This is a genomic window from Mucilaginibacter ginsenosidivorans (assembly GCF_007971025.1).
GTDB classification, from domain to species: domain Bacteria; phylum Bacteroidota; class Bacteroidia; order Sphingobacteriales; family Sphingobacteriaceae; genus Mucilaginibacter; species Mucilaginibacter ginsenosidivorans.
Genome location: NZ_CP042436.1, coordinates 3,787,712 through 3,807,575 on the forward strand (window position 1 = coordinate 3,787,712; position 19,864 = coordinate 3,807,575).

Annotated in this window: 23 protein-coding genes and 1 riboswitch; of the genes, 18 read left to right on the plus strand and 5 right to left on the minus strand. The window is 44.2% G+C overall.

Going from position 1 to position 19,864, the window contains the following annotated elements:
• Positions 1–48: 48 nt before the first annotated feature.
• Positions 49–570, plus strand: a complete 522-nt coding sequence (locus FRZ54_RS17230) for an SHOCT domain-containing protein (protein ID WP_147032884.1) — start codon at positions 49–51, stop codon at positions 568–570.
• A 49-nt stretch (positions 571–619) separates the two neighbouring features.
• On the opposite strand, the gene FRZ54_RS17235 is transcribed toward FRZ54_RS17230, so the two are convergent.
• Positions 620–1,252 (minus strand): hypothetical protein, encoded by a 633-nt coding sequence (locus tag FRZ54_RS17235; RefSeq protein WP_147032886.1) that lies wholly within the window; start codon positions 1,250–1,252, stop codon positions 620–622.
• 235 nt (positions 1,253–1,487) lie between these two features.
• Here FRZ54_RS17235 and FRZ54_RS17240 point away from each other — a divergent pair, with 235 nt between their 5' ends.
• The 8 genes from FRZ54_RS17240 (at position 1,488) to rplT (ending at position 7,570) form a co-directional block, all read left to right on the plus strand.
• Positions 1,488–2,216, plus strand: coding sequence for a (Fe-S)-binding protein (locus FRZ54_RS17240; RefSeq protein WP_147032888.1), 729 nt, complete (start codon positions 1,488–1,490; stop codon positions 2,214–2,216).
• A gap of 125 nt (positions 2,217–2,341) precedes the next feature.
• On the plus strand, positions 2,342–2,815 hold the full coding sequence (locus FRZ54_RS17245; RefSeq protein WP_228462523.1) for a DinB family protein: 474 nt from the start codon (positions 2,342–2,344) through the stop codon (positions 2,813–2,815).
• Positions 2,816–2,850: 35 nt separating this feature from the next.
• Entirely contained in the window at positions 2,851–3,132 is a 282-nt protein-coding gene (locus tag FRZ54_RS17250; RefSeq protein WP_187359653.1) for a hypothetical protein, read from the plus strand.
• Between the two features lie 77 nt (positions 3,133–3,209).
• Positions 3,210–4,232 (plus strand): NHL repeat-containing protein, encoded by a 1,023-nt coding sequence (locus FRZ54_RS17255; RefSeq protein ID WP_147032892.1) that lies wholly within the window; start codon positions 3,210–3,212, stop codon positions 4,230–4,232.
• 109 nt (positions 4,233–4,341) lie between these two features.
• Positions 4,342–6,267, plus strand: a complete 1,926-nt coding sequence (gene thrS / locus FRZ54_RS17260; RefSeq protein ID WP_147032894.1) for a threonine--tRNA ligase — start codon at positions 4,342–4,344, stop codon at positions 6,265–6,267.
• A 1-nt stretch (position 6,268) separates the two neighbouring features.
• Positions 6,269–6,838, plus strand: a complete 570-nt coding sequence (gene infC / locus FRZ54_RS17265; RefSeq protein ID WP_147032896.1) for a translation initiation factor IF-3 — start codon at positions 6,269–6,271, stop codon at positions 6,836–6,838.
• Positions 6,839–6,944: 106 nt separating this feature from the next.
• A complete protein-coding gene (gene rpmI, locus FRZ54_RS17270; protein ID WP_144249261.1) occupies positions 6,945–7,145 on the plus strand; it encodes a 50S ribosomal protein L35 in 201 nt (66 codons plus the stop codon).
• 80 nt (positions 7,146–7,225) lie between these two features.
• The gene (gene rplT, locus FRZ54_RS17275) at positions 7,226–7,570 is read left to right on the plus strand and encodes a 50S ribosomal protein L20 (protein WP_147032897.1); all 345 of its coding nucleotides are present in this window, start codon (positions 7,226–7,228) and stop codon (positions 7,568–7,570) included.
• Between the two features lie 161 nt (positions 7,571–7,731).
• Here the strand turns inward: rplT and FRZ54_RS17280 are convergent, their stop codons facing one another.
• Positions 7,732–10,143, minus strand: coding sequence for an outer membrane beta-barrel family protein (locus tag FRZ54_RS17280; RefSeq protein ID WP_147032899.1), 2,412 nt, complete (start codon positions 10,141–10,143; stop codon positions 7,732–7,734).
• Between the two features lie 95 nt (positions 10,144–10,238).
• Positions 10,239–10,571 carry a DUF6249 domain-containing protein gene (locus tag FRZ54_RS17285; protein ID WP_147032901.1) on the minus strand — a complete coding sequence of 111 codons (333 nt, stop codon included), beginning with the start codon at positions 10,569–10,571 and terminating at the stop codon, positions 10,239–10,241.
• 115 nt (positions 10,572–10,686) lie between these two features.
• On the opposite strand from FRZ54_RS17285, the gene FRZ54_RS17290 reads away from it, so the two are divergent.
• A complete protein-coding gene (locus FRZ54_RS17290; RefSeq protein ID WP_147032902.1) occupies positions 10,687–11,238 on the plus strand; it encodes an RNA polymerase sigma factor in 552 nt (183 codons plus the stop codon).
• Positions 11,239–11,240: 2 nt separating this feature from the next.
• Entirely contained in the window at positions 11,241–11,648 is a 408-nt protein-coding gene (locus FRZ54_RS17295; RefSeq protein ID WP_147032903.1) for a hypothetical protein, read from the plus strand.
• Here the strand turns inward: FRZ54_RS17295 and FRZ54_RS17300 are convergent.
• Positions 11,638–12,882 carry a serine hydrolase gene (locus FRZ54_RS17300; protein ID WP_228462524.1) on the minus strand — a complete coding sequence of 415 codons (1,245 nt, stop codon included), beginning with the start codon at positions 12,880–12,882 and terminating at the stop codon, positions 11,638–11,640. The genes FRZ54_RS17295 and FRZ54_RS17300 overlap by 11 nt on opposite strands.
• 138 nt (positions 12,883–13,020) lie before the next feature.
• Positions 13,021–13,213, plus strand: a riboswitch (cobalamin riboswitch).
• A gap of 100 nt (positions 13,214–13,313) precedes the next feature.
• Between FRZ54_RS17300 and FRZ54_RS17305 the strand changes: the two genes are divergently transcribed.
• The 4 genes from FRZ54_RS17305 to FRZ54_RS17320 all read left to right on the plus strand — a co-directional run bounded on the left by FRZ54_RS17305 (position 13,314) and on the right by FRZ54_RS17320 (position 17,428).
• Positions 13,314–15,233 carry a TonB-dependent receptor plug domain-containing protein gene (locus FRZ54_RS17305; RefSeq protein ID WP_147032905.1) on the plus strand — a complete coding sequence of 640 codons (1,920 nt, stop codon included), beginning with the start codon at positions 13,314–13,316 and terminating at the stop codon, positions 15,231–15,233.
• A 50-nt stretch (positions 15,234–15,283) separates the two neighbouring features.
• On the plus strand, positions 15,284–15,853 hold the full coding sequence (locus FRZ54_RS17310) for a DUF6580 family putative transport protein (protein ID WP_147032907.1): 570 nt from the start codon (positions 15,284–15,286) through the stop codon (positions 15,851–15,853).
• 98 nt (positions 15,854–15,951) lie between these two features.
• Complete coding sequence (locus FRZ54_RS17315) at positions 15,952–16,635, plus strand: SIR2 family NAD-dependent protein deacylase (protein ID WP_147032908.1); 684 nt, start codon at positions 15,952–15,954, stop codon at positions 16,633–16,635.
• Between the two features lie 76 nt (positions 16,636–16,711).
• Complete coding sequence (locus tag FRZ54_RS17320; protein WP_147032910.1) at positions 16,712–17,428, plus strand: Dph6-related ATP pyrophosphatase; 717 nt, start codon at positions 16,712–16,714, stop codon at positions 17,426–17,428.
• A 380-nt stretch (positions 17,429–17,808) separates the two neighbouring features.
• Here the strand turns inward: FRZ54_RS17320 and FRZ54_RS17325 are convergent, their stop codons facing one another.
• Complete coding sequence (locus FRZ54_RS17325) at positions 17,809–18,057, minus strand: hypothetical protein (protein WP_147032913.1); 249 nt, start codon at positions 18,055–18,057, stop codon at positions 17,809–17,811.
• A gap of 71 nt (positions 18,058–18,128) precedes the next feature.
• On the opposite strand from FRZ54_RS17325, the gene FRZ54_RS17330 reads away from it, so the two are divergent.
• Genes FRZ54_RS17330 through FRZ54_RS17340 form a run of 3 tightly spaced genes read left to right on the plus strand, consistent with a single transcriptional unit; the run spans position 18,129 to position 19,851 of the window.
• A complete protein-coding gene (locus FRZ54_RS17330; protein WP_147032914.1) occupies positions 18,129–18,605 on the plus strand; it encodes a GAF domain-containing protein in 477 nt (158 codons plus the stop codon).
• Complete coding sequence (locus tag FRZ54_RS17335) at positions 18,605–19,252, plus strand: alpha/beta hydrolase (RefSeq protein WP_147032916.1); 648 nt, start codon at positions 18,605–18,607, stop codon at positions 19,250–19,252. Before FRZ54_RS17330 ends, FRZ54_RS17335 begins: the two co-directional genes overlap by 1 nt.
• On the plus strand, positions 19,249–19,851 hold the full coding sequence (locus FRZ54_RS17340) for a DNA-3-methyladenine glycosylase (RefSeq protein ID WP_147034522.1): 603 nt from the start codon (positions 19,249–19,251) through the stop codon (positions 19,849–19,851). Before FRZ54_RS17335 ends, FRZ54_RS17340 begins: the two co-directional genes overlap by 4 nt.
• Positions 19,852–19,864 lie beyond the last annotated feature (13 nt).

A 19,864-nucleotide genomic window follows, 5' to 3' on the forward strand; every position in this document is an offset into this window, starting at 1 on the left:
CAACTGCGTCTTTTAATATTAAACCTTTATACCTAAAACAATACCATCATGAAACGTATTATCCTGGCACTGTTGTTTATAGCGCCTATCGCGGCGTTTTCGCAAACTTTAAAAGAATACAAGGCCTCCAACGGGAAAACCTATCATCCAGGCGATACCGTGCGCGTAGGACTTGGCTCAATGCAGGACGGTAGTTTTAAATATGTGCTCATCAACCAGTTGCTGCCCGGTCCGCCCGACCCGCGGCGCAGTGGCGGCATAAGCGCCCGCAAGGACATGTCGGGCGGGGGATATGTCATCAAGAAGATCAAGAACGCCAAACAATTTACCAGCGGCCAGGAGAAAGTGGTTTTCACCATCCGCACCGGCGGCCTGCCTACCTGCGATATCTGGATAGAAGAGGCCATTGCATCGTGCGAGGTTACACCCTGCAACGATAACAGATCCAACAACGCATCGCCGCAGTTCAGCGTAGCGGATGAGCTTACCAAACTTAAAAAGCTGCTCGACAATGGCGCCATCACCCAAAAGGAGTACGATGCCCAAAAGAAGAAGTTATTGGGAGAATAAGCTTAAGACATACAGCTAAAAGCCTGGTGGTAACGGTATAAGGAAAGTTCTAAAAGTCATTAACTGCCGGTGGTTGTTGTGGACTGCTTCGTTTCCATATCCTGAAATTGAGCAGGAATTTTTTCTTCTGGATAAGCGAGCGCCAGTCGATAAATAATACGGCCGAAAGAAACATCGTACCAATAACAAAACTCAAAACCGACTGCCACGAAACCGAATTTTGTATGATACTTTCGGCATTGTCGGTTACGTACTTGCCTAAGTGCACCGTAATGGCATCGCTGGTAAATTTGCCCGCTAAAAACATGGGCATGATATACACAGCGTTTACACGCGACATGCCGCTTGCCAAAAATATCGGGGTAGTAGGCAGCGGCAGCAGGGTATAAGCCAGTATCGCCAACTGCCCCTTCCAGCCCTGTTGCTTCATTTTTTCGCCCAGGAATTGCACATCCTCGTTCTTCGATCTTTTGAATATTCTTTCGGCAAGGTAGGGGATATACAGGGTAAGCACATACCGCCCGAAAACGGAACCGATAACCCCGATGACGATAACCGGCCATATATCCAGCCCGAAAACAACCTGTAAAAGCACCATGATGGTGAAAGCCGGGGGAAAAGGAAAAGGCACCACATCAAACAAAAAAGCGCCGATAAAAACCAAAGCATACTGCCACCACATGTTGTACTCAAAAATTTATCTAAAATACGTTGTACGCCCCATACATTAGTGACGAATATCATTTGGCAGAATGAAGCAGGTCATTAATTGAGGTTGTTTTGTTCCGTTCCTGCCTGCCGGCAGGCTGGCTTTAAAGTGTTACACTCCGTAAAGAACGGAACACCTAACTTTCGGCTCAACACTTTGGACTTTAGAAATAGGACTACTTGAAAAAAATTCTCAAATTAGCGGCCTGATGAAAATAGAATTATTTATACCCTGCTTTATGGACCAGCTGCACCCCGATACGGCGTGGAACACGGTAAAGGTTTTGGAGAAAGCGGGCTGCACGGTCACTTACAATGCCGAGCAAACCTGCTGCGGTCAGCCGGCGTTTAATGCCGGTTTTTGGGACGAGGCGAAGGAGGTAGGGAATAAATTTTTGAAAGGTTTTTCGGAGGAGAGCGTCATCATTACGCCCTCAGCATCGTGCACCGGCATGGTGAAGAATTATTATAATGACCTTTTCACTAATACGACTTTGCATAATAAATGCCGTGCGGTGCAAGGCAATATTTATGAGCTATCGGATTTTTTGGTGAATATCCTGCAATTCGATTACTTCGGCGCCGAACTGGATGGCCGCGCCGTTTACCACGACAGTTGCAGCGGCCTCCGCGAATGCCATATCAAAGCGGAGCCCCGCCATTTACTGAGCAAGGTGCTTGGGTTGGAGTTAGTGGACCTTGTGGACGGTGAAACTTGTTGCGGTTTCGGCGGTACTTTTGCCGTAAAATTTGAGGGCATATCAACAGCAATGGCCCAGCAAAAGGTCGACAATGCAATGGCCGCCGGGGCCGATTATATTATCTCGACCGATACCAGCTGCCTGATGCATTTGCAGGGATATATCGATAAAAACAACCTGCCCATAAAAACCATGCACCTGGCCGATGTGCTGGCGCATGGGTGGGGGAACGTGTAGGATTGGGATTGCACCGATTGTATTGTGATTACACCGATTATATTTTTGTGATTACACTGATTTGAGATGAGAATAATTCCGCCGCCGCAACCGGGCGAGTATCCGCCCTATGCCATTATATATATATGAAACTGCTGCCGACCGACGGGCTTATACTCAGGCATCTCTGGGATAATTTTTTGATGATGAAGGAATTGATCTGTTCGCTGCCTGAAGAGAAGCATTATCATCGTTACGCCCCCGGGAAATGGAGCATTAAGGAGACACTGGTGCATATTGTGGACGACGAACGGATATTTGCTTACCGCGCACTCCGTTTCGCCCGCGGTGAACAAAATAACCTGATAGGTTTTGACCAGGACAGCTACGCCGCTTTATCCGAAGCGGATAGCCGTGATCTTGATAATATATTCGAAGAATATGAAGCGATAAGGAGATCGACCATTGCCATGTTCAACGGTCTGCCGGAAAACTCGCTCATGCGGATGGGACACGGCACAGGTACTTTTAACGACGCTACCGTACGTGCTTTGGCTTATCACATAGCAGGCCATGAATTGCACCATTTTAACCTGTTAAAAGAAAAATACCTGGCTTAAGCGCCGGCTGGCAGATATTTTGCGGTGACTTGCTTATGCAGGCAGCGACAAAAATGCATAAGTACAGTACGGACGGACACCTTGCCGGGGTATCGGCTTACAAAATTGACGGCCACAGCATTACCGTACTTTTTAACGAGGGGTGGGTTTACCTGTATGATGAAGAAAAGCCAGGCCTGCACCATGTTAGGAAGATGCAGGAACTGGCAAAACAGGGTAGTGGCTTAAGTACCTATATCAGCCGGTATGTGCGGGAAAACTACCACCGCAAATGGCGGCAGAAAAGCGGCCAAACAACACAATATCGGCCGCTGTAATACGTATATTTAAAGAATTTTTAATTAACTGACCAGCTTATTGTTATACGAAAGCTTATTGTTCCGTAATCTATTTTATGAAAAGATCATCAATTATTATTTGCGCCTTATCAGCAGCTGTTTTCTTTGGCTGTGGCAAAAGCAAAACATCTGATGTTACACCAACACCTACCAGCGGGGTAGCTACTTATGCCGGAAACGGGACCGCCGGGCTACAGAACGGCAGCGCCGGCTCGGCCGAATTTAACGGGCCCGTTGATCTTGCCCTTGACCTTAACGGTAATTTGTATGTATCCGACCAGGGTAATAATGTTATCCGGAAAATAGATGCGGGCGGTAATGTCACCACCTTAGCAGGCGACGGTACAGCTGGGTACAAAAACGATGCAGCGGCGAAGGCACAATTCAACGGCCCGCAGGGTATAGTAATTGATAACGTTGGCAACGTGTACGTTGCAGATGCGGGCAATCACGTCATCAGGAAAATAGGTGTCGATGGCAATGTAACAACCTATGCCGGCGACGGCACCGCGGGATACAAAGATGGCTCCGCTTCAACCGCGGAGTTTTCGGCACCTAACGGCCTGGCAATAGATAAAGCAAGAAATATTTACGTGGCGGATTATAGTAATCACGTGATCAGGAAAATAGCTTCAAACGGCACGGTTAGCACTTTTGCAGGAAAAGGAACTCCGGGAGCGAACGATGGGGCGCCAACCTCTGCTACATTCCGCAACCCATCAGGGTTAAGTATTGATCAGACGGGCAATCTTTTTGTTGCGGAGGCTGCCAATAATGATATTCGCCAATTAACTACATCGGGCCAGGTAAGAACTTATGCCAGCGGCTTAAAAGGACCGTCGAGGTTAGCAGTAGATGGAGGGGGTAATATTTACTATTCCGCAAACAACAATACGATTCAATGGATATCAGCCACTGAAACAATCATTACTTATGCCGGCACCGGCACACTGGGTTTTGTCGACGGGCCGTTGTTAACCGCCCAGTTCAATACGCCATTGGGCGTTATTGTCGACGGATTTGGCCGGCTGGCAGTAGCGGATTACAATAACAACAGGATCAGAATTGTTACCCCATAGGCCCGTAAACCTGTCATATCCGAAATATTTGTTAGCTTTGCATTAATTCAAAGGTCACTTTGTAGTTGACCGAATAAATTACTTTTTGAAAATTAGATCATAGTTGTAGATGATTAACATTACACTTCCTGATGGTTCCGTTCGTCAGTACGACAAGGGAACCACTTCCATGCAGATCGCCATGTCGATCTCCGAAGGATTAGCACGAAACGTATTAGCAGCCGAAGTAAACGGGCAGGTTTGGGATGCCAGCCGTCCTATCGAACATGACTCGGCAGTTAAGTTGTTGACATGGAACGATACCAATGGCAAGGCTACTTTCTGGCATTCATCGGCACACTTAATGGCCGAGGCGTTGGAGGCGCTGTATCCGGGTACTAAGTTTGGCATTGGTCCGGCTATCGAAACCGGTTTTTATTACGATGTGGACTTCGGCGACAGAGTTTTTTCCCAGGACGATTTTAAACAGATTGAGGACAAAATGCTGGAGCTGGCTAAAAATCGTGAGGAATATATCCGCAAGCCGGTTAGCAAAGCTGAAGCCATTGAATATTTTACCGAAAAAGGGGACGAATACAAGCTTGACCTGATCAAAGACCTGCCTGACGGGTCGATAACTTTTTACAGCCAGGGTAATTTTACCGACCTATGTCGTGGGCCACATATACCGAATACAGGATTCGTTAAAGCTGTTAAATTGATGAACGTCGCAGGCGCTTACTGGCGTGGCGACGAGACGCGTAAACAGCTTACCCGTATTTATGCCGTCACTTTTCCAAAACAAAGCGAACTGACAGATTACCTCCATTTAATCGAGGAAGCCAAAAAACGCGATCACCGCAAATTGGGTAAGGAACTTGAGTTGTTTGCCTTCTCTGAAAAAGTGGGAATGGGTTTACCTTTATGGTTACCTAAAGGCACAGCTTTGCGCGAACGATTGGTGCGCTTTATGCAAACCGCCCAGGTTAAAGCGGGCTACGAGCAGGTAATAACGCCGCATATCGGGCATAAGAATTTGTATGTAACATCCGGGCATTACGAGAAATATGGCAAGGATAGCTTTCAGCCGATACAAACGCCACAGGAAGGGGAAGAGTTCTTCCTGAAACCGATGAACTGCCCGCACCATTGCGAGATATATAAAACGAAACCGCGTTCTTATAAAGATCTGCCGGTGCGTTATGCCGAGTTTGGAACGGTTTACCGGTACGAACAAAGTGGTGAGCTGCATGGCCTGACACGCGTTCGTGGTTTTACGCAGGACGATGCACATTTATTCTGCCGGCCCGACCAAGTAAAGGACGAATTTAAAAAAGTTATCGACCTCGTGCTTTATGTATTTTCAGCATTAGGATTTGATGATTATACTGCCCAGGTATCCTTACGCGATCCGGAAAATAAAGCCAAATACATAGGTACTGATGAAAACTGGGCATTGGCCGAAAGATCGATCATTGAGGCCGCTGATGAGAAAGGACTAAAAACCGTAGTTGAATTAGGCGAAGCGGCGTTTTATGGCCCTAAGCTCGATTTTATGGTGAAAGATGCGCTCGGCCGTAAATGGCAGCTGGGTACCATCCAGGTGGATTATAATCTGCCTGAACGTTTCGAACTGGAATATACCGGCAGCGACAATCAGAAACATCGCCCGGTAATGATCCACAGGGCTCCGTTTGGATCGCTGGAGCGTTTTGTAGCCGTATTGATTGAACATTGCGCAGGTAATTTCCCGTTGTGGTTATCTCCCGAACAATTTACGATACTGCCGATATCAGAAAAGTATGAAGAATATGCAAAAAAACTTTCTGATATATTAAAAGATTCCGATATTTGCGGGCTAATTGACTTCAGAGACGAGAAAATCGGGCGTAAAATACGCGATGCTGAAGTCAAAAAAATCCCTTACATGCTGATAGTGGGCGAAAAAGAAGCTGCCGAAGGCTTGGTTTCCGTCCGCAAACATGGACAGGGCGATTTGGGAAGCATGACGATTGAAGATTTTAAACAACAAATAATAAAAGAAATAACCGTATAACTTGGCTTTAAACAAACCGAATTTTAACAGAGGACCAAGGCCTCCTTTTAAGAAAAAGGAAGCTGAACATAACATTAACCAGTTTATCAAGGCTCCTGAAGTGCGCTTAACAGGCGACAACGTGGAGCAAGGCATCTATAGTTTAAAAGATGCTTTGGCCATTGCTGAAGAGCAGGAACTTGACCTTGTTGAAATTTCTCCGAATGCAGTTCCTCCTGTTTGTAAAGTGATAGACTATAACAAGTTTATCTACGAGCAGAAGAAAAAACTGAAGGAGATCAAAAGTAACTCCAAGCAAACAGTTATTAAGGAGATACGCTTCGGACCGAATACTGACGATCATGATTTTGATTTCAAATTAAAACATGCCATCAAATTCCTGGAATCGGGCGAAAAGGTTAGGGCTTACGTACACTTCAAGGGGCGTGCGATCGTTTACAAAGAGCAAGGTGAAATATTGTTACTGCGCTTTGCACAAGCCCTTGAGGAAGTTGGAAAAGTGGAGCAATTACCCAAACTGGAAGGGAAGCGGATGTTTTTGACCGTAGCCTCGAAAGGAGCGAAAAAATAGATGTGAGACAATAGATTTGAGATATGAGACAAAAAACTCAAATCTCACGTCTCAAATCGCATATCTGTAAAGTAGAATTAATTAAATAAATATATAAAATACGGTTATGCCAAAAATGAAAACCAATTCCAGTGCCAAAAAGCGTTTCAAGCTTACTGGAACCGGTAAAATTGCAAGAAAGAACGCATACAAAAGCCACATCTTAACTAAGATGTCGACTAAACGTAAGCGCAACCTTACCCACACCAGCCTTGTGTCTGATGCGGATATGGGCAACGTAAAGCGTATGCTTGCAATCGGTAAGTAAATTAACAAATTTTAAAACCAGGTATTCGGGTATGCAAGATCAGTTAAGCAACTGGCACCTACTACCAAAAATCAAAAAAAATGCCACGTTCAGTTAACGCAGTCGCGTCGAGAAGACGCCGGAAAAAAGTGATGGACCTCGCCAAAGGTTATTGGGGTTCACGCAGCAAGGTTTATACCGTTGCAAAAAACACAGTAGAAAAAGGTTTACAGTACGCTTACCGCGACCGTAAGACCAAGAAAAGAGAATTCAGGGCCTTATGGATACAGCGTATCAACGCAGGTGCTCGTCAGCACGGAATTTCTTACTCACAATTAATGGGTAAATTAGCCGCAAAGGAGATCGGTTTGAACCGGAAGGTTTTAGCTGACTTAGCGATGAACCATCCGGATGCTTTCAAAGCAGTTGTTGATGCAGTAAAGTAAGCTTATTGTTCGTGCCTTTACGAACAATACAGATATAAAAAAGACCCGCCAAGTGGCGGGTCTTTTTGTTTTTCGATATATTTAAACATGAATACGATCAACCTGGACGAACAATTTTCTTTTCGGGTTGGCAACTGATTGGCACACGCTCTTCCGTTGTTTCATAATCCGCCATTAGTTATATCGTTATTATTGATACCGTTCTTGTTCTTCTTCAGTTCGCCACTCAGCTTACCGAAGTTGTAATTAAGGCTGAACCTCGCTGAGCGGTAGTAGATCTGATTGATATTCAATTCCTGGAAATCCGGTCCGTTTGTGGTGTTCACAATGTTCCTGAATTTCTTAAATGGGTTGTTTACCGCCATAGCAAAGTAGAGCTTACCTTTTACAATTTCCTTATTCATCCCTAAACTGGTGTTGAAAAAGCCGTTTGTATAACTTTGCACAGAGGTTGGCTGGCTGCTATTGTACCGAACCGACGCACTAAGGCTCCAGCCCTTAGCCAGCTTCAATGTATTGTTTAACTCCTCTATTGTCATCCATCGGTGCAGGTAAACAATACTGTTGCCGCTCATGCCACTCAGCGAAAACCTGGTGGAATTGCTGTTGAAGCTGATGCTGTATTGGTGAGTTACATTGTAATTCAGGTTTCCGATCAAATCAATACCATCACCTTTGCCCGTATTTTGATAGGTTGCCGTTGTTATTTGTGTGGCCGGATCAAAAGTGGTTACCATAAGCTGAAAATTACGAACGAAAATGTAGTCTGTAGCTAAAAACAACGATACTTTACCGGCGTTGCCCGTACTATAGCTTAGCTGGGCCTGGTTCGAGATACTGGGCTGTATCCTCGGATTGCCTATAACGATGAAGTTTGGGTTTGTTTTGTTTGGATAAGGATTCAAACTAACAATCCCGGGTCGCTGTATGCGCTGGTTAAAAGCCAGCCCGATACCGCCCGCACCTAAGGAGTGGTTGACAGCCAACGAGGGAACGATATTGAAATAATTCGGACTGATGTTGGTACTGCCCGAGAGAAAATGCGCGTTCACTATAGTTTCCTCCGCCCTTGCACCTGCACTGACATTCCAATTACCTAATTTGAATTGATAGGAATTATAGACGCTCAATACATCCTGGGTATAATAAAATTTATCGCTTAACGAGTCGATCTGGCCGTATAGGTTTGTAGCCGGGTTGAGCTGCAGATACTGGTAATCGCTGTTATTGGACCGGAGTATGGCTTTTACGCCAACTTCTATTGTCACGTTTTTTATGGGGTACACCAAATCGGTCTGTAAAGTATGTTCAGATGTTGTTGAACTGTTAGGTTGCTGATAATCAAGTACGGGGTAGTTTACCTGATTCAATAATTGCAGGTTGCTAAAACCATTGTTACGATATCCTGCGTAACGATAGGAGAGCGTCAACAGCCGATTTTTGTCTGTCTTAAACCCTACCTGGTAATTGGCTGATATGTCTCCGCCCTTGCCACGGCCATTATTATCGTTGATCAAATCATAGGCCTGCAAAATACCCACTGCGTCTTTTAGCGCAGATGACTGGTAACTGCTGCCATCGTTATGATAAGCATTGAAACTGAAATGCCCGGATAGTAAATGGAGCGAGTCGATCTCGTAACTTAACTCCGCACCTGCATAGCCGTTACGGCTGTTACTTTTTTTATAGCCATTCTGGTCAAGCAAGGTGGCGTCGCTACCGAAGCTTTGTTGCGTGTTGGCTAAGTTGGTTTGGGGGGTATTGTAAACTCCGGCACCTGCATAAACGTTAACGCCGAACTTACCTTGCCTGACGGTTAAACTGCCACCTGCGTTTGGTCCGCCATATGGTACTTGTTCGCTAACATTCAGGTTGCCACGATAGCCATTGTCTATTTTCTTTGCCGTAATAATATTGATGATACCGCCAATACCCTCCGCATCGTATTTAGCCGGAGGGTTAGTTATTACTTCGATACGTTGGATAGAAGACGCCGGCATTGTACGCAATACAGCCGCCAGGTTGTTGTCCATCATCGCCGAAGGCTTTCCGTTGATAAAAACTTTAAAATTTGCGCTTCCCTTGAGCGAGACATTATCCTGAGCATCCACGGTTACAAAAGGCAGCTTACGCATCATATCCAGCAGGCTTTTTGCCTTACTTTCCGGGTCGGCCTGTAAATCATAGATCACCTTGCCTGGCCTTTGCTGTAACAACGGTCTTTGTGAAATAACAGTTACTTCCTGAAGGCTTTTGATATCCTCTTTAAGGCTGATCGTACCGAGACTGGTATCAGCTTTTAAATTGATAATAAAATCCCGGGTTTTATACCCAATCGAATGAATACTAAGTTTATAAGCGGCGCTCTGAAGCCCGGCGAACTGAAATTTACCATCGGCCTGGGTCGTAAGGCTTTGCGGGCCACTACGTTCCCCGCTCAATGTCAGCGTTATCTTGTCCAGAGGGTTTTTACTAAGCGAATCGGTCACGGTGCCGTTTATTTTATACACGCTTTGCGCGACCGACGCGTTTGTGATTATTGTTAAAAATAGTATGTATAGTATATTCTTCATCTTATTTTGATCGAAAGGTCAATAGAATTCCCTAAAGTCTTTTTGTGCTTTTTGCGGATGTTACCAGAAACAGGTTGGTGATTAAAACCTGGTTATCACTTATGCCTTAAAGTGATAATGAAATAATAGATAAGAAAGCCCGAGGCGATAAACATGAGCTCAATGCCATAGGGCAATACCGAATAATCGTCGTTGGGAAGGTAACTGATAATTACCAGTCCCAAGCCGCTCATAAATAACACACAACCCCATTTGAGAGGTTCTGCGCCTGTGTCGGTTAGTTTCCTGAGGAAATTGATCGCATCGTTGTCGATAGGACCTGAGTCGATAATGCGTTTTTTTAAGCGGAAATTATACCATGCTACAATTACTACGGCGATGATGATAAATATAACAACTACCGCTGCGATGAATACCGTACGCTCCATTGTTGTAAAATTAATTAAAAATCATGTAGTAGTCAGCGGACGTCGAATAAAGGTTGCAGATTTATTTTATTTATTTTTTGCAACCTTTATTCGGCAAGCGTTGACTAATTTATATATGTTTAACGAAAGGGAGGTAATTACCAGGGTGCTCGGTGGCGACGTGCGTGCCTTCGAACTGCTTGTGAAACAGTATGAAAAACTTGTTTTCTATGTCATCCACCGCCTTGTAAAAGATAAGCATGCGGCTGAGGATATTTGCCAGGAAGTTTTTATTAAAGTGCACAAAAGCCTGGTACGTTTCAGTTTTCAATCCAAACTATCAACCTGGATAGCGCGTATTGCCTACCTAACGGCGATAAACTACGTAAAGAAATATAACCGTGAAAGGGCATGGGATTATTTGGAGGATATTGAAAATTACCACTTTACAACCGATACACCTCAGAACTTACTTGAAAAAAAAGACATGGCGAATTACATTGAGCAATTGATCATGCAGTTGCCCGAACGGTACCGAACAGTGCTGACCCTGTATCATTTGAACGAGTTTTCGGGGCCTGAAATAGAAGAAATTATTGGCATGCCCGAGGGGACGGTCAAGAATTATCTTTTCAGAGCGCGGAAATTGCTGAAAGAAAAATTAGAATTATATTTAAAACACGAATAGCCATGAACGAATCAAATGATGAAAAGTTGCAGCGTTTGTTAGAGGATGGAAATTACTCCTCGGACGAACTGCTAAACAAGAATGGCGAAGCTTACAAATTGCTGTTTGCCGCTTTAAACAAAGAACCGGAGAAGGGCTTGCCTTATGATTTTGCGGCAAAGGTAATCCGTAAGATAACCGCGCAGCAAAAACAAAGTAACGAGTTGAAATATAATATAGTAGCCTTAGGGGTATTTATCGGCCTAATGGTGCTTGCATGTGCAATTTTGACATTTTACGGTTCGATAACCTGGAGTGATGTCCTCAAATACAAATGGATCTTTTTATTGCTCCCCCTTATTTTTATGCTTATCCAATACTTCGACCAAAAACTTGTTAAAGCGAAATTGTTCCGGAACACTAATACCTGAACTTAAACTTGTTCAGATCGGGCAAAAACTTCTTTTCCCGCTTTAGTTCCACCTGGTAAATAGTTTGTGCAAGGTCGCGCATAAAGGGCAGGCAGACCGTCTTGTATTCGTACTTATTGTCGTTGTAAATCTGGTTATCGTTGGACTGCACCACGGCCGACAGCATGAATTCCACTTTGTTTTTGTAATCGACGATGTAGGCATTATCGATATCATAACCGTACGAGTCGCCGATCTTATCGAATATCCTGATATGTGGGTTAATAACCGCCAGGCTATCGCCGCCATAAAACAGCCATTTGCAATAGGCAGGATAATAATCCGGCCGACTGTAAGTTGGGTATTTGCTTTCCGTCGGCCACATGCTCATGTACCTGTAAATTAATTTATACTGATCGTCTGTCAGGTTATATTGCTGCTCTTTAGGGAAAGTGTCGGGAAACAACAGTCTCTTTAAAACCATTTGCTGATCCGCGAGAGGGTAAGTATTATTCTTTGAAAAATCAAACGGTTCCATTACCAGTTTATCGTTCTTATCCAGGTAGCCTTTACCCATGATCATGTGTTCGGGTGTTTGCGGATATTCATTCGGATCGTACATAGCCGGTTTTTGATAAACCGGCTTGCCCTTATTATAAAAATTAACCGGGTTGGTGTGTTTGGTGCTTTCGTCGCGATCGCCGATAGCCAGCCTGCAGACAATGCGTGTGCCTGTTAACCCATATTTTTTCAGCTTTTGGTTGATCTCCTCGCGGCCGACAAATTCATAAAGCCTGTTGTATGCGTCATTATCGCTTACCAGTAATATTTTTTTAATATAATTCTGAATACTGGGCAGGCCGCTTTTTGAACTCGAATCTTTAGTCACCCTGGTTTGCCCGGCGAAAGCGCTGTCGGTTATCATCACAGATTTCCAATCGAGGCCCTTAATATTCAATTCATTCAATTTCTCAAGCGCGAATATCGCAGTAGGAAGCTTAACTGTACTGGCGGGGTAGAAGTAGTGATTAGCATTTAGCCTGTAACTGTACGATCTGAAATGCGGTACATTGTTCTCATCACGGTCTATCTGCGTATATAGTATCTGTACCTCGTTATGTGTTGGGTGATTTAAGATGTGGCTGAATAATTCGGGATGTGCCTCAAGCAGGTTTTTAAGGAAAACGGTATCGGGTTGCTGGGCCATGGTAGCAAGGCAAAATATGGAGAATAGGGTTGTTAACAGGAATTTCATTAGTAGTTAAATGATTGATTCACTTAGATCGAGTTGTAAGTTAGGACTTTTCGGCTCAAAATTAAAAACAACTTACCCAACCCAATTAACCGCTTGACTTAATAAACTATCCCTATTGCATTTACAACACCCAAGCCTTACATTTGCAACGCTTTTGGTTCGTGGTGAATAACCGCGATTAAAAGGGAACCCGGTGTAAATCCGGGACTGTCCCGCAGCTGTAAGCTCCAAAACCAAGGCCCATTCATTTGCCACTGTTTCGATTTATCGCGACGGGAAGGCCGGGCCAAGGGGAGTAAGTCAGAAGACCTGCCATAGCACAAAACTATTCATAGCTTTCGGGGATTGAAGCTTGAATGTGAAACCCGCTTCCAGCGTTTCCATTCCAAACTTTCCATTTCTGTATGCTGTGGGATTAAACTCACAACAACATGAAAAAAAATTACTTCAGAATTGTCGCAGGCCTGGGGCTTGTACAATTGGGGCTGCTTAGTACGGCAGTCCGGGCCCAGGACACCACCCGGGTACTCAACAATGTTGTGGTCACGGCCACACGTTCACCAAAAAAATTATCAGATATCGGCAGGGTTGTCACTGTTATTACTTCCGACCAGATCAACCGCTCGCAGGGGAAAACACTGCCTCAGCTTTTGAATACGGTGCCGGGACTTACCTTTTCAGGTTCGGAAAATGCGCCGGGTATATCATCGTCCGTTTATTTGCGCGGGGCTTCCAGCGGCAACACGCTAATCCTGGTGGACGGCTTCCCGGTAAGCAATGCTTCCGGTATCGACGGCACTTACGATCTTAACGCCTTTCCAATAGACCAAATAGATCATATAGAAATACTAAAAGGCAGTGGGTCAACCCTATATGGTTCGGATGCTGCGGCAGGGGTTATTAATATCATCACAAAACATGCGAAAGGAAATGGAATAAAGACGTCCGTTCAACTGGTTGGCGGAAGTTATAACACATTTAACGAATCCGTTGGCGTAAACGGAAATATCAACAATACCGGAATCGCGCTCAATTTGTCCGATGCCGATTCAAAGGGTTTTGCAGGCGCCACGGATACAACGGGTAGTGGTAACTTCAGGAAAGATGACTTTCATCAGCGTGCTGTAAGCCTGAATCTGAGCCAAAAGGTTTCGGATAAATTCTCTATCAATGGCAATCTGCAAACCAGCTATAATAAGGGCCATCTGCCTTACGGGGCATTTACCGACGATAAGAATTATACTTATGCAAACACTTTCCTTTTCGGTGGATTAGGTGCAAAATTGCTTGTCGACAAAGGCGCCCTAAACTTTAATGTCAGTCAGAATACGGTATGGAACCACTATAACGACCTGCCCAACGATGCTAATTTCCAGTCGTACTATCATGCGGGTAACATTGGCCGTATAACAAACACGGAAATTGTATTTAACGACAACCTGGGCAAATATTGGGATATTACCAGCGGCGCCGACTTCAGGTATAACGGTACCCACCAATTGAGCAATTACGATACGATACAATCGGTTAATAACAACATTATCAGTGCTTACACATCGCTATTTTTCAAATCGGACATCTTCCACATGGAATTAGGAGGACGATATAACCATCATAGCAAGTACGGTGATAATTTCACCTATACCATTAATCCATCCATCTTCCTGGCCGGTCAGTTTAAACTATTCGGTACCGTTGCGTCAGCTTTCAAAGCGCCTTCGTTATACCAGCTATCGTCACAATACGGCAACATCAGCCTGAAACCGGAAACAACGACATCTTATGAGGCCGGCTTTGACTGGACGATAATCAATAATACGTTGACATTTAACACCGTATTTTACAAACGCGACACCAAAGATGTAATCTATTTTAATTCGTTACCCGATCCGCCTTATGGCAAATACGAGAACGGTTCAAAAGAAAATGATAAAGGATACGAAAGTGAGTTGACGTTAAACCTCTCCAATATAACCGCATCGGCTTATGTGGCCCACGTAACCGGCGCATTAACCAGCGCAAACGGGACGCGTTCCGACATCCTTTACCGCAGGCCGAAAAACACTTTTGGCGCCAGTGTAAATTATAAAGTGATTAAAACCTTATCCTTCGGCCTGAATTATAAATACACAGGCGACCGGGTTGACCAGGATTTTTCTACATTCCCATCAACCAATGCTACACTGAAACATTACAACCTGGTGGATGTACATGTGCAGTGGCAAGCGTGCAAAAAAATGGTTCTTTTTGGCGACCTGAAGAACGTATTTGATGAAAAATACACGGATTGGCTTGGCTATAATACCCGTGGCACAAATTTTATGGCCGGTTTAAAGTACCAAATCAATTAAGAGTTTTGTTTAAACGGATTATTACTTAATTTTACGGTTCAAATAAGATCATGACACTACAAAAGATAAACACCAGAAATACAATAATCATCCTGATGATCGTCGCTGCCGGGGCGTTTCGCCTTGTGAGCGCAAGATATCCTTATGTATTAAGCAATTTTAGTCCGATAGGGGCCATGGCGCTGTTTGGCGGCGCCTACTTTACTGATAAATGGAAAGCTTATGTAGTTCCGCTGATAGCCCTGTTTGTGAGCGATATATTCCTGAACCATTTTTACAGCGGCTCATGGCAAATAGTAGACAGCAGCTCCATTATGGTGTATGTGTTTTTTATCGCAGCTGTATTTATGGGTACTTTTATTAAAAAGGCCAGCATATTGAATGTGACGGCAGCATCGTTATTAGCGGTTGTATTGCACTGGCTGCTGACCGACTTGCCGTTGGGCAATCTTTACCCGCATACCTTTGTAGGTTACGGGCAATCGTTAGTAGCGGCTATACCTTTTGAAAAGAACATGCTTTTTGGTGACCTGGTATTTTGCGCCATCCTTTTTGGTGGATTTGAGTTAGCCAAGAGCAAATACACCGCACTGCGTGCCAACCGTGAAATAGCTTTGTAATTTTGAATTAACGATATTTGAAAAGCGATCTCCGGGTCGCTTTTTTTGTTAAACAGGCGTAGACGCATAATTGTGCGTCTACAGTAGTAATGAATTCCATGAAAAAGATCGTCGTATTAACCGGCGCCGGTATAAGTGCCGAAAGCGGGCTCAAAACCTTTCGCGACAGTGATGGCTTGTGGGAGGGCTATAATATCGAAGACGTAGCCACACCAGAAGCCTGGGAACGTAATCCGGAGCTGGTGCAAGAGTTTTATAACCAGCGACGCAAATCGGTTTTAGAGGCGGTCCCTAACGGTGCTCACAATGCCTTGGCCGAACTGGAAAAGAAATATGACGTGACTGTCATTACGCAAAACATAGACGACCTGCACGAACGCGGCGGCTCGGGTAAGGTGTTGCACCTCCACGGTGTAATAACCCGTTCACAATCGGGCAAAAACCCTAACCTGACCTATCCCATTGATGGCTGGGAACTGAAAATGGGAGAATTGTGTGAATTGGGTTCGCAGCTGCGCGCACACGTTGTATGGTTTGGCGAGGCGGTACCGATGATAGAGGAAGCAGCAAAGGTGTGTATGAAGGCCGATATATTCATTCTTGTGGGATCGTCACTTGCTGTATATCCTGCTGCCGGCCTCATAAACTATGTACCGCGGCATGTACCAAAATACATCATCGACCCCAAAATACCTTATATGACCGCGGATAATTTCATAAAGATAGAGGAGAAGGCTACGGTGGGGGTACCGCAATTAGTTGGTGAATTATTGATTGACTGAGTTATCGATTCTTACCGGTATAATCCGCTTTGTTAAACACCATTCAATAATTCAGTAATTCATTAAATCAATAATTATGAAGAAATGCATTTTCAACTGGAGCGGCGGCAAGGATAGCGCCCTGGCACTTTATCACTGCCTGCAAAATCCCGAACTGGACATCCGTTATCTTGTAACGACCATCAATGATGTTGTCGACCGCATTTCGATGCACGGCGTACGGGTAGAATTGCTCGAGAAGCAGGCAGAAAGTATCGGGATATCGCTTTACCAGGTGCGTTTGCCCGAGATGCCCGGTATGAAAGAATATGACGCCATAATGCGAAGCACCATGGAACACTTCAGGGTCGAAGGGATTACGCACGCCATATTCGGCGATATATTTTTGGAAGATCTGAAAAATTACCGCGATGCCAGATTAGCGGAGGCGGGGATGACGGGCATTTACCCTTTATGGAAACGCGATACTACTGAATTAATAAATGAATTTTTTGAGCTTGGCTTTGAAACGGTAATAGCCTGTACGCAGGAGCGGCTGGAAAGAATAGTGGGGAAGGAGATAACCCCGGAGCTTGTTATGTCATTGCCTGAAGATGTAGATGTATGCGGCGAGAATGGCGAGTTCCACACTTTCGCTTTTAAAGGGCCGATATTCAAACAGGAAATTCCGTACAAAACAGGAGAGAAGGTGTTCCGGGAATACGCTGCGCCAAAAAACACTGATGACACCTGTTTCTCCTCACCGCCTGAAAAGCCTGCCGGTTTCTGGTATTGCGATCTGCTGCCGGCATAAAAAAAGCTCCCAACCTTAACGCGAAGTCGGGAGCTCAAAAAATATAAGTTTTTAACCTTATAACTGGTATAGACATAAACAACGAATATTCCTGCTTGTTTTGAAAGCTCTTAGATTTGATTTTAAGGGCACCTTTTAGCCGAAAATCTTCGCGAAATAATATTCTGTTCGATGGCGTTTTAACAATATAAAAAGTTAAATACCAAATAGTTAAATAGTTTTAAATAAACCAATAATTTAAGTTCAGTTGATTTGTCGATTAGGCAAGAAATTGCCTGGCAAGTATAAAAAGCAACTTTTTACTGCCAAATAAAATTTGGTAATAAAAATTAAATTTTTATAAAATATTATATTACAATTACTTATGATTTTTATATTGACTAATAGTTATACCTAAAGTAGGCATCCTTGTAGTCTTTTCGCATTTCAGCAAACCGGGCGGCTACTGTCTTCAGAAATTGCTCATCAAGCACTTCGAACACGCTGTTAACGCCGTCGGTCAGGTCCATTTCTGGTATCTTATAACTTTGCTCCAGGGGCCCCTGCTCTATCTTCACAATGAATTTTTGATTCATGTTCAGGATTGATATCTTAAATTCAGGGTGGGGTAATTCAGCAATGATTCTCATGATGCGCCGAATTTACTAATTTATGAGATTGCAGTTATCAAATTTACGCCATGCTTGTTTACTTTTGTTGCATGGCCGAAGATCTAATCATTGCCCGTTCAACGGAAAAGAAGGAACAATACGAATCACTGATACCGCAAATTGAGGCTTTGCTTTATGGCGAACCTGACCTGGTTGCTAATATGGCGAATACTTGCGCCGCTCTGAAGGAACAGTTTAAATGGTTTTGGGTAGGATTTTACCTGATAAAGGATGGCGAACTGGTGCTTGGTCCTTTCCAGGGACCGGTGGCCTGTACACGTATCGGTAAAGGAAAAGGTGTCTGCGGCGCTTCGTGGGAGCAGGAAAAAACTTTAATTGTACCCGATGTGGAGGCATTCCCGGGGCATATCGCCTGTAGTTCAATTTCCCGATCAGAAATCGTGCTGCCTCTTTACCGGGGCAGCGAAGTAATTGGCGTACTGGATGTTGATAGTGAGCACCTCGGCCAATTTGACGAAACGGACGCGAAATACCTCGGTCATATCTTAAAATTGATCAACTTTTGATGAGCAAGGTATTTCTTATACCGGGCCTGGGCGCCGACTACCGAATCTATAAAAACATTGACCTTGCAGGGTATGATGTCGTAAACATCGGGTGGATAGAACCATATAGAGAGGACACATTAGCCACGTATGCTCAAAAATTGATCGATCATTATCGTATCCAACCCGGGGACATCGTTATTGGCAACTCCTTGGGAGGAATGCTGGCTGTCGAGGTCGCAAAGAAAATAATACTGAATAAGGTAATTCTGATCTCAAGCATTAAATCAATAGATGAAGCGCCCTGGTATTTCGATTTTTTCCGGAAAGTGCATGTTTACCGGGCCATACCCGTAAAGCGGCTGACTCTGGTAGAATTTATAGCCGAGTATACTTTCGGGGGAATGTCCAACGACGATCAGCATATTTTTGCTGATATGCTAAAAAACACTTCCCCTGTTTTTATGAAATGGGCCATTGAAGCTATTTTACATTGGGATAATCAGATCATACCTCAAAATGTTTATCATATAACAGGCGATAAAGACAAGGTATTCCCATACAAAAATATAAAAGGGGCAACCATTGTTAAAGGTGGCACCCATGTAATGATCTTTAACAAATCGGAAGAGATCAATAAATGGCTCAAAAATATACTACCGCTTTGAAACTTCCGCAATCTTATTACCTCGGGACAGACGTCGTAGCTATCGGTAAAAACCTTTTGGGAAAGTATTTATTTACGTGTATTGATGGTTTAATTACCGGAGGTTATATTGTTGAAACAGAGGCATACAATGGCGCAATAGACAAAGCATCACACGCCTATGGTAATCGCCGCACCAAACGTACCGAGACAATGTTTCAGCAAGGCGGCATTGCTTACGTTTACCTCTGCTACGGCATACATGAAATGTTTAACATCGTAACATCCACCGAGGGACACGCCCAGGCAATATTGATCCGCGCCGTTGAGCCAACCGAAGGAATAGACACCATTTTGTTGCGCCGCGGAATGGACAAAGTAAAACCGAACATCACCGCCGGTCCGGGTTCCGTAGCTAAAGCACTCGGAATCGATCGTAAACTCAACGGTATAAGCTTGCAGAGTGACGCACTTTGGATAGAAGACAGGGGACTGAATTTTATGGAGGGTCAAATTGCAGCAGTGCCACGAATAGGAGTGGCCTACGCGGGCCAGGATGCTTTGTTGCCTTACAGATTTTATGTGAAAGGGAATATCTACGTCAGCAAGCCCAATAAATAATTCTTCGTAATAT

What these genes read in the sequence shown, in the direction of transcription:
- FRZ54_RS17230 (WP_147032884.1), top strand. Translation starts at nt 49, where the DNA reads ATGAAACGTATTATCCTGGCACTGTTGTTTATAGCGCCTATCGCGGCG.
- FRZ54_RS17235 (WP_147032886.1), bottom strand. Translation starts at nt 1,252, where the DNA reads ATGTGGTGGCAGTATGCTTTGGTTTTTATCGGCGCTTTTTTGTTTGAT.
- FRZ54_RS17240 (WP_147032888.1), top strand. Translation starts at nt 1,488, where the DNA reads ATGAAAATAGAATTATTTATACCCTGCTTTATGGACCAGCTGCACCCC.
- FRZ54_RS17245 (WP_228462523.1), top strand. Translation starts at nt 2,342, where the DNA reads ATGAAACTGCTGCCGACCGACGGGCTTATACTCAGGCATCTCTGGGAT.
- FRZ54_RS17250 (WP_187359653.1), top strand. Translation starts at nt 2,851, where the DNA reads ATGCAGGCAGCGACAAAAATGCATAAGTACAGTACGGACGGACACCTT.
- FRZ54_RS17255 (WP_147032892.1), top strand. Translation starts at nt 3,210, where the DNA reads ATGAAAAGATCATCAATTATTATTTGCGCCTTATCAGCAGCTGTTTTC.
- thrS (WP_147032894.1), top strand. Translation starts at nt 4,342, where the DNA reads ATGATTAACATTACACTTCCTGATGGTTCCGTTCGTCAGTACGACAAG.
- rpmI (WP_144249261.1), top strand. Translation starts at nt 6,945, where the DNA reads ATGCCAAAAATGAAAACCAATTCCAGTGCCAAAAAGCGTTTCAAGCTT.
- rplT (WP_147032897.1), top strand. Translation starts at nt 7,226, where the DNA reads ATGCCACGTTCAGTTAACGCAGTCGCGTCGAGAAGACGCCGGAAAAAA.
- FRZ54_RS17280 (WP_147032899.1), bottom strand. Translation starts at nt 10,143, where the DNA reads ATGAAGAATATACTATACATACTATTTTTAACAATAATCACAAACGCG.
- FRZ54_RS17285 (WP_147032901.1), bottom strand. Translation starts at nt 10,571, where the DNA reads ATGGAGCGTACGGTATTCATCGCAGCGGTAGTTGTTATATTTATCATC.
- FRZ54_RS17290 (WP_147032902.1), top strand. Translation starts at nt 10,687, where the DNA reads ATGTTTAACGAAAGGGAGGTAATTACCAGGGTGCTCGGTGGCGACGTG.
- FRZ54_RS17295 (WP_147032903.1), top strand. Translation starts at nt 11,241, where the DNA reads ATGAACGAATCAAATGATGAAAAGTTGCAGCGTTTGTTAGAGGATGGA.
- FRZ54_RS17300 (WP_228462524.1), bottom strand. Translation starts at nt 12,882, where the DNA reads ATGAAATTCCTGTTAACAACCCTATTCTCCATATTTTGCCTTGCTACC.
- FRZ54_RS17305 (WP_147032905.1), top strand. Translation starts at nt 13,314, where the DNA reads ATGAAAAAAAATTACTTCAGAATTGTCGCAGGCCTGGGGCTTGTACAA.
- FRZ54_RS17310 (WP_147032907.1), top strand. Translation starts at nt 15,284, where the DNA reads ATGACACTACAAAAGATAAACACCAGAAATACAATAATCATCCTGATG.
- FRZ54_RS17315 (WP_147032908.1), top strand. Translation starts at nt 15,952, where the DNA reads ATGAAAAAGATCGTCGTATTAACCGGCGCCGGTATAAGTGCCGAAAGC.
- FRZ54_RS17320 (WP_147032910.1), top strand. Translation starts at nt 16,712, where the DNA reads ATGAAGAAATGCATTTTCAACTGGAGCGGCGGCAAGGATAGCGCCCTG.
- FRZ54_RS17325 (WP_147032913.1), bottom strand. Translation starts at nt 18,057, where the DNA reads ATGAGAATCATTGCTGAATTACCCCACCCTGAATTTAAGATATCAATC.
- FRZ54_RS17330 (WP_147032914.1), top strand. Translation starts at nt 18,129, where the DNA reads ATGGCCGAAGATCTAATCATTGCCCGTTCAACGGAAAAGAAGGAACAA.
- FRZ54_RS17335 (WP_147032916.1), top strand. Translation starts at nt 18,605, where the DNA reads ATGAGCAAGGTATTTCTTATACCGGGCCTGGGCGCCGACTACCGAATC.